This window comes from Limnohabitans sp. 2KL-17 (assembly GCF_003063415.1).
In the GTDB taxonomy this organism is placed as follows: domain Bacteria; phylum Pseudomonadota; class Gammaproteobacteria; order Burkholderiales; family Burkholderiaceae_C; genus Limnohabitans_A.
On the sequence record NZ_NESK01000014.1, the window covers coordinates 68,299 to 80,311 of the forward strand.

Below are 12,013 nucleotides of genomic sequence, written 5' to 3' on the forward strand. Positions count from 1 at the left end.
TTGCGCTTGCCGTTTTAAGAAGACGTGCTGGCAACTCGCCTTTTCATTTTTCCAGGAGTTTGCTGTCCATGTCTTCACGTCCGCAAATCGATGTGGCTGTCCTGATGCGCCGAGAGGCCGTGCAAGGGCCCATGGCACGCTGGCAAGCCTGGCGCTGGGTGCTGGCCGATGTGGTGCCTCACGACGCCGGATTTGGCACTGCTGCGCGCAACTTGCGCCAGACCGAGACCGAGCAACTTTGGTTGCACCCGGCTTGGGTGGTGACACTTTTCAGCGACGATGCCGAAGGCTATTGGCTCAACGCCACCTCGCCCACGCCGTGCTACTTTGTGATGTGGCGACTCATTGATGCCCAAGATGGGGGTGAGCCTATGGCCGTTCCCCAAGCGGTGAGCCTGAGCTACCACGATGCAGGCCGTTGGCTTGATGCGCAAGAAACCGTGGAAACCATTCCTGCCCCCGCTGAAGTGGTCGCCTGGATGCAAGCATTTGCAGCGCAGCACTTTGTGCCTGAAGAGAAAAAGCGCCAGCGTCCTCAGAGCTTCCAGCGCCTCACCGATCGTTTCGGGCAGCCGGTCTCGGTCAGCACCGACAGCAAACGCAAGGGTGCAAGGCCCACGCCATGAGCGACGATTTTTTCAGCCGCTGGTCGCGCCGCAAACAAGGCCTTGAAAAAGGAGAGGCGCCTCAGCCCGATCCAGTTAAGCCCCAGGCAACCAGTGTGCACGCTGGGGTCAATGGCTCAGCGCTGGCTTCTGCCAAACCACCGGCAACTGCATTGCGCAAGACCGATTCGCACACAGTCGCATCACCAGCCGATGGCCAGCAGCAGCCTCCCTTGCCCACCCTGGAGGATGTGCAGAGTCTGACCCCCAACTCGGATTTTCAGACCTTCATGCGCGAAGGTGTGCCCGGTGAGGTGCGCAACGCGGCCATGAAAAAACTCTTCACCGACCCTCACTTCAATGTGATGGACGGTCTGGACATTTACATTGGCGACTACAACACGCCAGACCCCCTGCCAGCAGGCATGCTCGAGAAAATGGTGGGCGCCGAGTTGTTGAACCTGTTCCCCAAGAAACCCAAAAACTTGCCGCTTCCGACGTCCGGGGCCGGCACACAGGAAAACCCTGATCAAAGTCCCGACGCGGTAGAAGGCTCGCCAGTTGTGGCACAGTCGCCGCAATCACAGCCCCCATCTGCATTGCAGGCCACACCGGCGCCGCAGGCATCCGTACCGACTGAACATGACCACTCTGATTTGCAATTGCAACCAAACCATGCCCCTGCAGGCCCAGGCCCTGGGCAAAGCACTGGGTGAAGACTTAACGCTGCACACCACCTTGTGCCGCCGGGAAGCCGGGCACTTCCAAAAAGCCGTGAAAACCGGTGAGACCGTGGTGGTGGCTTGCACGCAGGAAAAGCGCCTGTTTTCAGAGCTGGCCGAGCAAACCGAGGGGGCCATCTCGCCGATCCGCTTCGTCAACATCCGCGAAACCGGCGGTTGGGGCCGTGAGGCCGAACACGCCACGCCCAAAATGGCCGCCTTGCTGGCCGCAGCCCGTCTGCCCGAACCCGAGCCCGTGCCCACGGTCACCTACAAAAGCTCTGGCAGGGTTTTGATCATGGGCGCGTTGGATGCTGCAGAGCGCGCCGCCAGCTTTTTATCCGACGCGATGCAGGTCACCATTTGGTCCGAAGGGGCGGGCAAGGCCGGTGGCAGCCAGGAGCGGCGCTTTCCGGTGGTGGCGGGGCGCTTGCAAAGCCTGACAGGTTGGCTCGGGGCGTTTGATGTCTCATGGGACGCCAGCAACCCGATTGACCTGGATTTGTGTACCCGCTGCAATGCCTGCGTCGCAGCTTGCCCCGAGCAGGCCATTGGCCTCGATTACCAGGTGGACCTGTCACGCTGCACTTCGCACCGCGATTGCGTCAAGGTGTGCGAGGCCGCTGGCGCCATCGACTTCAGCCGCGAAGCCCGCCCGCAAACCGAGCGCTTCGATGTGGTGCTGGACCTGCGCAGCGACAAAGCTTCACCCACTTTCAGTTCGCACGCCTTGCCCCAAGGCTATTTCCGCTGGGATGGGCAAGAACTGCAAACTTTGCTCAAGGTGCGAGAGTTGGTGGGCGAATTTGAAAAGCCCCGTTTCTTTGCCTACAAGCAAAAACTGTGTGCCCACAGCCGCAACGAGCAGGTGGGCTGCAATGCCTGCGTGGACATTTGTTCGGCAGAGGCCATCCGCTCTGACAAAAGCCGCCAGCAAATTGTGGTCAACCCGAACTTGTGTGTGGGCTGCGGTGCCTGCACCACGGTTTGCCCCACGGGCGCCTTGACCTATGCCTACCCGCGCCCGGCCGAGCAGGGCGCCAAAATCCGCAGCCTGCTCACCGCCTACCAGGCGGCAGGCGGTCGCGATGCCGCGCTGCTGCTGCACAGCCAAAACAAAGGCCAAGCCCTGATCGACGAATTGGGCCGGGGTGCGCAGCTCAAAGTCATGCAGGGCGTGCCCGCCCGTGTGATGCCTGTGGCCTTGTGGCACACGGCCAGCGTGGGCCTGGAACTCTGGTTGTCGGCCGTTGCTTACGGCGCTCGCCAGGTCATGGTGCTGCTCACCGACGAAGAAGCGCCGCAATACCGCGCCGCCCTCATGGACCAGATGGCCGTGGCCCAAAGCTTGCTCAATGGCCTGGGTTACACCGGTGTGCATTTCCAATTGATCGAGGCCAAGAACCCCGCATCGCTCGACGCGGACTTGCAGCGCCTGGCCGCCCGTGGTCTGAAGGCTTCTGCCATGCCTGCTGGGCCGGTCGCGGCGGCCCGCCATGCCGTGCAAGCTGAAAAGCGCAGCAACCTCGAACTGGTGCTGGACCACCTGATGGCCCAGTCGCCTGTGATGGCGCAAGAGGAACAGATGCGCCCCAAGGCGCTCGATTTGCCTGCCTCGGGTTCACCCCTGGGCACCATCGTGGTCGATGGTGGCAAGTGCACCTTGTGCATGAGTTGTGTTGGGGCTTGCCCCTCGTCGGCCCTGCAAGACAATCCACTGCAGCCCGAGATCCGCTTCATCGAAAAAAATTGTGTGCAATGCGGCCTGTGTGCCAAGACCTGCCCGGAAGACGCCATCACGCTGCAATCGCGCCTGTCACTTGTGCCTGAGCGGCAACAGTCCCGGGTGCTGCACGGCAGCCCGCCCTACGCCTGCATACGCTGCAGCAAACCCTTTGGCACACACAAGGGCATCGAGACCATGCTGGGCCGCTTGGCTGGCCACAGCATGTTCCAGGGGCTTGCTCTCGAGCGCCTGAAGATGTGTGGTGACTGCCGCGTTGTCGACATGTTCACCGATGAAAACCAGGTGCGCATCACGGGCGTTAACCCGCCCAAACCCCAATAAGCGACCCACCATGAGCCAAGAACTGAACCTTTCCGCCAGCAGCCGTGCGCTGGACGAAGAAACCGCCCGCGCAGAGGTCTATGGCCTGCTGTCGCAGCTGTATTACCAGGCCCCTGACGATGCGCTTTTGGGGCAGTTGCAAGTGGCCGTGACCGAGGCGCCCGATGCGGGTGGATTTCTGGAAGAGCCGTGGCGAGAGTTGGTGGCCTGTGCCCGCAGCTTGACCCAGGTTCAGGTGGCCGCCGAATTCAATAGCCTGTTTGGCGGCGTGGGCAAGCCCGAGGTGTATTTGTTTGGTTCGCATTACCTGAGTGGATTTTTGAACGAAAAACCCCTCGTGCGCTTGCGCGACGACTTGGCAGAACTCGGCCTGGCCCGCAACGGCGAGATGTCTGAAACCGAAGACCATGTGGCCTATGTCTTTGAGGTTATGCGGTATTTGATTGCAGGCGACGATGTGTCCGTCTCCAACCTGACCCGCCAGCAAGCTTTTTTTACACAGCACATCCAACCCTGGTTGCCAGCCCTGTGCCAAGTGCTGCAAGAACAGCCTCGGGCAGTTTTTTATGCCCGCGTGGCCGCTTTCACCGAAGCTTTCATCAGCGTGGAGTCGCAAGGGTTTGACCTGATCGAGTGATTGAAACTTTTTGCGCTATAAATTGAAAAAAATGACGATCCGTACGCGGGTTTTCACTTAGTGCCTCGCAGGGTGGCAATCGCATAATGATCCTCCAAGCCGTTATTACACGCTTGCAAGTTCAACAACGATTGGAGATCCACCTTGTCAGACAACAAAACCCCACGCCGTCGTCAACTTCTCAAAGGCGCAGCCTTGGCCGCTGGTGCCATCTCTGCCCCCATGGTCGCCAAGGCCCAAACCGGCCCAATTTCCATGCGTTGGCAGAGCACATGGCCTGCCAAAGACATCTTCCACGAGTACGCTTTGGATTACGCCAAAAAAGTCAATGACATGACTGGTGGCGATCTGAAGATCGAAGTCTTGCCCGCCGGTGCCGTGGTGCCTGCATTCGGCTTGCTCGAAGCCGTCTCCAAAGGTACTTTGGACGGTGGTCATGGCGTGCTGGGCTACCACTATGGCAAGCAAAATGCTTTGGCTTTGTGGAACTCCGGCCCTGCTTTTGGCATGGACGCCAACATGATTTTGTCTTGGCACAAGTACGGCGGTGGTGCCGAATTGCTGGCCAAGTTGTACGCTTCCATTGGCGGCAACGTGCAGTCTTTCCTTTACGGTCCGATGTCCACTCAACCGCTTGGCTGGTTTAAAAAGCCAATCACCAAGTCGACCGATTTCAAGGGTTTGAAGTTCCGTACAAACGGCTTGGCCATTGACCTTTTCACCGCCATGGGTGCTGCCGTGAACGCCTTGCCAGGTGGTGAAATCGTGCCTGCGATGGACCGTGGCCTGCTGGATGGTGCCGAGTTCAACAACGCCACTTCTGATCGTATTTTGGGCTTCCCGGACGTCTCCAAGGTTTGCATGTTGCAAAGCTACCACCAGAGCGCCGAGACTTTCGAGATCATGTTCAACAAGACCAAGTACGATGCTTTGCCTGCAAAGCTCAAAGCAGTGATTGCGGGCGCCACGGAAGCCGCATCTGCCGACATGTCTTGGAAAGCCATTGACCGTTACTCCAAGGACTACATTGAGTTGCAGACCAAGGACAAGGTCAAGTTTTACAAGACACCAGATGCCATCCTGCAAGATCAACTCAAGATTTGGACCGAAATTGTTGAAAAGAAGTCTGCTGAAAACCCCTTGTTCAAGGAAATCGTCGAGTCTCAAAAAGCTTTTGCAGCCCGCGCTGTGAAGTGGGACCAGGACACCAACATCAGCCGTCGCATGGCGGTGAATCACTTCTTCGGAGCCAAAGCCGCTGCACCGAAAAAAGGTTGATTTTTTAACCGATCCGATCCGATCAGCCATCCAGACCTTCTGGATGGCTGATTCATTTACGCGATACCCTTATGCAAAATCTATTGCTTTTCATTGACAAAATCAGCACATGGGTTGGCCAGTTTTTTTCCTGGCTGATCATGGCGCTGACTTTTTTGATTTCGTGGGAAGTATTTTCCCGCTATGTGCTGGACAATCCTCACCCCTGGGCTTTTGACGTGATGAGCATGATGTACGGCTCGCTCTTCATGATGGCGGGTGCCTACACCTTGTCCAAGAACGGTCATGTGCGTGGCGATGTGCTTTATGGCTTTTTCCCGCCGCGTTTACAAGCTTGGCTGGATCTGACGCTCTACATTGTGTTTTTCATTCCTGGTGTGGTGGCGTTGGCTTATGCTGGCTACGGTTTTGCCGCCGAATCCTGGGCCATCAACGAGCATTCCAACATCACGGCCAACGGCCCACCGGTTTACCCTTTTAAAACCATCTTGCCCATTGCTGGCGCCTTTTTGCTGGCTCAGGGCTTGGTTGAAATCGTGCGATGCATTGTTTGTATCCAACAAGGCGAGTGGCCCAAGCGCGGTGATGACGTGGACGAGGTAGATGTCGAAAAACTCAAGGAAATGGTCAACGTCAAGGACGAAGACATCGCCAAGCTTGATGCATTGGTGACCGGCAAGGGAAATCACAAATGAAAAAAGAAGTCTGGTTTGGCCTGACGATCATGGCCTTGGTCGTTTTGTCGGCCTTTGTTTTGTTGCCCGCACCTTCCGAGATGAGCAGTGGGCATCTGGGTTTGCTGATGCTGGCCTTGGTGGTGGTGGCGATCATGTTGGGTTTTCCCACTGCGTTCACCCTCATGGGCATGGGCATGATCTTCGCTTGGATCGCCTACCGTAGTCAGAACCCCGATCTGGCGATTCAGCAAACTCTGGACCTGATGGTCCAGCGTGCTTACTCCGTCATGTCCAACGACGTGCTGATCTCTATCCCGTTGTTTGTTTTCATGGGCTACCTCATTGAACGCGCCAACCTGATCGAAAAGCTGTTCAAGAGCATGCACCTGGCCATGGCCCGTGTGCCGGGCTCTCTGGCGGTGGCCACCATCGTGACCTGCGCTATTTTTGCAACCGCCACGGGCATTGTGGGTGCGGTGGTCACGCTCATGGGCTTGCTGGCCTTGCCCGCCATGCTGCGCGCTGGCTACAGCGTGCAACTTTCCGCAGGGGCCATCACGGCCGGTGGCTGTCTGGGTATTTTGATCCCGCCTTCGGTCATGTTGATCGTGTATGGCGCTACTGCCGGTGTGTCGGTGGTCAAGCTGTATGCGGGAGCATTTTTCCCGGGTGTGATGCTGGCTACCTTGTATGTACTGTACGTGGTGATTCTGGCCAAAATCAAGCCCCATATGGCACCGCCCATGTCGGCTGAAGACCGCATCGTGCCCCTGCCTGCATTTGCACAAGTGGTTTCCAAAGACATCAGCAACAACGTGTTGCCAGGTTTGATCGGTGCCCTCAAAGGCAAGCGCAATGCGGCTGTGCCCATGCGCGATTTGCTGAACCACTTGGCCATTGCACTGCTGCCTGTTTTGGCAGTTGCTGCGATCATGGGCACCATTTATTTGAAGGTCACGGCCCCATTGCCTCCCGAGGTGGTGGAAGGTGTGGTGGCCATGGGCGGTGAGCTGGCTGACTCTGTTGATGATCAAAAAGAAGAGGACAGCGTCAGCGGCCTGGCTGAGCCCGAAGCCGATGGCTTGCAAACACCTCCAGGATCTTTTGAAACGGCCAAGGCCGCACCCGATGCGGTGACCGCTGAGCCAGCCAAAGAACAAGCTCCTGCTGTCGCCAGCGCTGTTGCTGAAGCCCCCGTGGCCGAAGCAGAGCGTCAGGCTGCACCGACCTCCTTCTGGGTGGGTTTGGCCAGTTGTGCCGTGGCCTTGGCCCTCTTCTATGCTTACTTCAGCTTTGCGCGGCTTGAAATTTTCAAGATGCTGCTGGGTTCATTTTTCCCCTTGGCCCTGATGATCCTGGCAGTACTCGGCACCATTGTGTTTGGCTTGGCCACACCGACCGAGGCGGCGGCCATGGGTTCGTTAGGGGGGTTGTTGCTGGCGGCCGCCTACCGTCGGCTGAACTATGTGGTGTTGCGCGAGTCGGTTTATCTGACCGCCAAAACCAGTGCCATGGTGTGTTGGCTGTTTGTGGGCTCGAGCATTTTCTCGGCGGCGTTTGCGCTGTTGGGGGGGCAGGAGATCATCAACACCTGGGTGCTGGGCATGGACCTGACACCAGTGCAGTTCATGATCCTGGCTCAAGTGGTTATTTTCTTGCTGGGCTGGCCATTGGAGTGGACCGAGATCATCGTGATTTTTATGCCGATCTTCATTCCCTTGTTGCCGCACTTTGGCATCGACCCGCTGTTCTTCGGCTTGCTGGTGGCTTTGAATCTGCAGACCGCTTTTCTGAGCCCACCCGTCGCTATGGCCGCCTTCTACCTCAAGGGGGTCAGCCCACCGCATGTGACGCTGAACCAGATCTTTGCTGGCATGTTGCCTTTCATGGCGATCCAGGTTCTGGCGATTGTGTTGCTCTACATGTTCCCGGCGATTGGCTTGTGGCTACCTGAAGTACTTTACAAATAAAAAAACAAAGGTGAGCCAACACACACAACGCATTGATTCTGTGTGTGTTGGCCCTTTTGTTGTGACTTTGTACTCTTTAGGAGTCACCAGCTTGACTCTGATCATGGCGAAGTAAGGGTTTTCCGCTTGAGGCGAATCCTTTGAGCCGTTACCATGACCTGTGCAGCGACTTGCCTACGCTGGCGTTCTGCTTGTGAATCACTTAATGGAGTCTTTATGTCTTCCAAAACAACTTCCCTTTCGCGTCGTGGCCTGTTTTCGGGTGCTGCCACCGTGGGTGCTGTGGCCGCAGTTACTGCTGCGCTGCCCGGTGTGGTCAAGTCGATTGCACCCACCACTGCAGCCTTGCCCAAACCCACGCGGGGTGGTGGGTACACCCTGAGCGAGCACGTTCAGCAGTATTACAAGACCACCCGCGTCTGATCCTGCTTTTGTTTTCATCCCTTTTCATCCCTCCCAACTGGAGCCTTCCATGTTGCTGACCAAAAAACAAACCGGCACTGCCGGCGCTGCATCCTCTCCGTTCATCCACAGCTTGCGCCGTGGTTTGTCGCAGGCGTTGCCCACATTGGACCGACGCAGTTTTCTGCGCCGTTCAGGTTTGGGCGTTGGCGTTGGTCTGGCTGCATCCCAGCTGAGCCTGGTGCAAAAAGCCCAGGCAGCCACTGGCTTGGCCAACATCGGTGCGGGCAAGGTCGAAGTCAAACGCACTGTGTGCACCCACTGTTCGGTCGGGTGCGCGGTCGATGCGGTGGTCGAGAACGGTGTCTGGGTACGCCAGGAGGCGGTTTTTGATTCGCCCATCAACCTGGGCGCCCACTGCGCCAAGGGTGCAGCCCTGCGTGAGCATGGTCATGGCGAGTACCGCTTGCGTTATCCGATGAAACTGGTCAAGGGCAAATACGAACGCATCAGCTGGGACACGGCCCTGACCGAAATCAGCGCCAAGATGCTGGAGCTCAAAAAAGCCAGCGGCCCCGACAGCGTCTACTTCATTGGGTCTTCCAAACACAACAACGAGCAAGCGTATTTGCTGCGCAAGTTTGTCAGCTTCTGGGGCACCAACAACTGCGACCACCAGGCCCGTATTTGCCACTCCACCACCGTTGCGGGTGTGGCCAATACCTGGGGTTATGGCGCCATGACCAATTCGTACAACGACATGCAAAACAGCAAAGTCGCGTTGTACATCGGCTCCAACGCCGCCGAAGCCCACCCCGTGTCCATGCTGCACATGCTGCATGCCAAGGAGAACGGTTGCAAGATGATCGTGGTCGATCCACGCTTCACGCGCACAGCGGCCAAGGCGGACGAGTTCGTGCGAATCCGTTCCGGCACCGACATCCCTTTCCTTTTTGGCTTGCTGTACCACATCTTCAAAAATGGCTGGGAAGACAAAAAATACATCAACGACCGTGTGTATGGCATGGAAGCCATCAAGGCCGATGTGGTGGCCAAGTGGACGCCCGACAAGGTCGAGGAAGCCTGCGGCGTCAAAGAAGACCAGATGTTCAAGGTCGCCAAAATGCTGCACGACCACAACCCGGGCACCATTGTCTGGTGCATGGGCCAGACCCAGCACACCATTGGCAATGCCATCGTGCGCGCCTCGTGCATCTTGCAACTGGCCTTGGGCAACGTCGGCAAGTCCGGCGGCGGTACCAACATTTTCCGCGGCCATGACAACGTCCAAGGCGCCACCGATGTGGGCCCCAACCCCGATTCGCTGCCCGGTTACTACGGCCTGGCCGAAGGCTCCTGGAAGCATTTCGCCAGCACCTGGGGTGTGGATTTCGAGTGGATCAAGAAGCAATTCGCCAGCCCCGCCATGATGGGCAAGAATGGCATCACCGTCTCCCGCTGGATTGACGGTGTGCTCGAGAACAACGAGCTGATCGACCAGGACAGCAACCTTCGCGGTGTCTTTTATTGGGGCCATGCCCCCAACTCGCAAACCCGTGGCCTCGACATGAAGCGCGCCATGGACAAGCTCGATTTGTTGGTGGTGGTAGATCCGTATCCATCGGCAACTGCTGCCATGGCCGCGATGCCCGGCAAGGCCGAAGACCTGAACCCCAACCGCGCCGTGTACCTGTTGCCCGCTGCCACCCAGTTTGAAACCAGTGGCTCCTGCACGGCATCCAACCGCTCCTTGCAGTGGCGCGAGAAGGTCATCGACCCCTTGTGGGAGAGCCGCTCAGACCACATGATCATGCACCAGTTGGCTGAGAAGCTTGGCTTTGCGAAAGAGTTGAGCAAGAACTACAAAATGCAAAAGATCAAGGGCCTGGAAGAACCTGTGCCCGAGGATATCCTGCGCGAAATCAACAAGTGTGTCTGGACCATCGGCTACACAGGGCAAAGCCCTGAGCGGCTCAAGGCGCACATGAAGAACATGCAATTGTTCGACGTGAAAACCCTCAAGGCCAAAGGCGGCAAAGACAAGGAAACCGGCTACGACTTCACGGGTGATTATTTCGGCCTGCCATGGCCTTGCTACGGCACGCCCGAACTCAAGCACCCGGGCTCTCCCAACCTGTACGACACCTCCAAGCACGTCATGGAGGGCGGTGGTAACTTCCGCGCCAACTTCGGTGTGGAGCGTGAAGGCAAGAGCCTGCTGGCCGAAGATGGCTCGCATTCTCTGGGCGCCGATATCACCACGGGCTACCCCGAACTCGACCACATCCTGCTGAAAAAACTGGGCTGGTGGGATGAGTTGAGCGAAGCTGAAAAAGCCAAGGCCGAAGGCAAGAACTGGAAGACCGACTCGTCGGGCGGCATGATTCGCGTTTTCATGAAAGGCCACGGTTGTCACCCGTTTGGCAACGCCAAGGCACGTGCTGTGGTTTGGAACTTCCCTGACCCGATTCCGCAGCACCGCGAACCTTTGTACGGTACGCGGCCAGACCTCATGGCCAAGTACCCCACGCACGACGACAGAAAAGCTTTCTGGCGACTGCCCACCCTGTTCAAAACCGTGCAGGACAAGAACATCGCCGACAAGGTGCATGAGAAGTACCCGCTGATCCTGACTTCGGGTCGTCTGGTCGAGTACGAAGGTGGGGGCGAAGAAACCCGATCCAACCCTTGGCTGGCCGAGTTGCAGCAAGAGGCTTATGTCGAGATCAACCCCAAGACGGCGGCCGATCGCGGTGTGCGCGACGGTGACCGGGTCTGGTTGTTGGGTGCCACAGGCGCACGTCTGAACGTGCAAGCCCTGGTGACCGAACGCGTGGACACCGGCACGGTGTGGATGCCCTTCCACTTTTCGGGTCGTTGGCAAGGTGCCGACATGCTGGCGCATTACCCCAAAGGGGCCGCGCCCATTGTTCGCGGCGAGGCGGTCAATACCGCCACCACCTATGGTTATGACAGCGTCACCATGATGCAAGAGTCAAAGACCACCGTCTGCAACATCGAAAAAGCCTAAGCGCTCAAGGAGAAAACGATGGCACGAATGAAATTCATCTGCGATGCAGAGCGCTGTATCGAATGCAACGGCTGCGTCACTGCCTGCAAAAACGAACATGAAGTCCCTTGGGGTGTGAACCGCCGCCGTGTGGTCACCCTGAACGACGGTGTTCCAGGAGAAAAATCGATCTCGGTGGCTTGCATGCATTGCTCGGACGCACCTTGCATGGCAGTTTGCCCCGTCAATTGTTTTTACAAAACCGACGAAGGTGTGGTTCTGCACGACAAGGACATTTGCATTGGCTGTGGCTACTGCTCTTATGCCTGCCCGTTTGGCGCGCCACAATTCCCCTCGCAAGGCACGTTTGGTGTGCGCGGCAAGATGGACAAGTGCACCTTCTGTGCCGGTGGCCCAGAGGAACACGGCAGCCAGGCAGAGTTCGACAAGTACGGACGCAACCGTCTGGCCGAAGGCAAGCTGCCTGCCTGCGCCGAAATGTGCTCTACCAAAGCCCTGCTCGCTGGTGACGGCGATGTGGTGGCCGACATCCTGCGTGGCCGAGTGGTTCAGCGCGGCAAGGGTGCCGAGGTCTGGGGCTGGGGCACCGCCTACGGCAACCAAACCAAGCAAGGAGCCTGAGC

General features: G+C 57.8%; 10 protein-coding genes. All 10 read left to right on the top strand.

Going from position 1 to position 12,013, the window contains the following annotated elements; all coding sequences use genetic code 11:
- Window positions 1-68 precede the first annotated feature (68 nt).
- The 10 genes from B9Z45_RS08775 to fdh3B all read left to right on the top strand — a co-directional run bounded on the left by B9Z45_RS08775 (window position 69) and on the right by fdh3B (window position 12,011).
- A complete protein-coding gene (locus B9Z45_RS08775) occupies window positions 69-626 on the top strand; it encodes a DUF3305 domain-containing protein (protein WP_108406847.1) in 558 nt (185 codons plus the stop codon).
- On the top strand, window positions 623-1,321 hold the full coding sequence (locus tag B9Z45_RS08780) for a DUF3306 domain-containing protein (RefSeq protein WP_108406848.1): 699 nt from the start codon (window positions 623-625) through the stop codon (window positions 1,319-1,321). The genes B9Z45_RS08775 and B9Z45_RS08780 overlap by 4 nt, the downstream gene beginning before the upstream one ends.
- Window positions 1,248-3,395, top strand: coding sequence for a 4Fe-4S binding protein (locus B9Z45_RS08785; protein WP_233252139.1), 2,148 nt, complete (start codon window positions 1,248-1,250; stop codon window positions 3,393-3,395). Before B9Z45_RS08780 ends, B9Z45_RS08785 begins: the two co-directional genes overlap by 74 nt.
- A gap of 10 nt (window positions 3,396-3,405) precedes the next feature.
- The gene (locus B9Z45_RS08790) at window positions 3,406-4,032 is read left to right on the top strand and encodes a molecular chaperone (protein WP_108406850.1); all 627 of its coding nucleotides are present in this window, start codon (window positions 3,406-3,408) and stop codon (window positions 4,030-4,032) included.
- A gap of 144 nt (window positions 4,033-4,176) precedes the next feature.
- Complete coding sequence (locus tag B9Z45_RS08795; RefSeq protein WP_108406851.1) at window positions 4,177-5,310, top strand: TRAP transporter substrate-binding protein; 1,134 nt, start codon at window positions 4,177-4,179, stop codon at window positions 5,308-5,310.
- Between the two features lie 71 nt (window positions 5,311-5,381).
- Window positions 5,382-6,005, top strand: a complete 624-nt coding sequence (locus B9Z45_RS08800; protein ID WP_108406852.1) for a TRAP transporter small permease subunit — start codon at window positions 5,382-5,384, stop codon at window positions 6,003-6,005.
- Window positions 6,002-7,957 (top strand): TRAP transporter large permease subunit, encoded by a 1,956-nt coding sequence (locus tag B9Z45_RS08805; protein ID WP_108406853.1) that lies wholly within the window; start codon window positions 6,002-6,004, stop codon window positions 7,955-7,957. The genes B9Z45_RS08800 and B9Z45_RS08805 overlap by 4 nt, the downstream gene beginning before the upstream one ends.
- Window positions 7,958-8,173: 216 nt before the next feature.
- On the top strand, window positions 8,174-8,380 hold the full coding sequence (locus B9Z45_RS08810; RefSeq protein WP_108406854.1) for a formate dehydrogenase: 207 nt from the start codon (window positions 8,174-8,176) through the stop codon (window positions 8,378-8,380).
- Between the two features lie 49 nt (window positions 8,381-8,429).
- Window positions 8,430-11,390, top strand: coding sequence for a formate dehydrogenase subunit alpha (locus B9Z45_RS08815; protein ID WP_108406855.1), 2,961 nt, complete (start codon window positions 8,430-8,432; stop codon window positions 11,388-11,390).
- Between the two features lie 18 nt (window positions 11,391-11,408).
- Window positions 11,409-12,011, top strand: coding sequence for a formate dehydrogenase FDH3 subunit beta (gene fdh3B / locus B9Z45_RS08820; RefSeq protein ID WP_108406856.1), 603 nt, complete (start codon window positions 11,409-11,411; stop codon window positions 12,009-12,011).
- The last annotated feature ends 2 nt before the right edge of the window (window positions 12,012-12,013 follow it).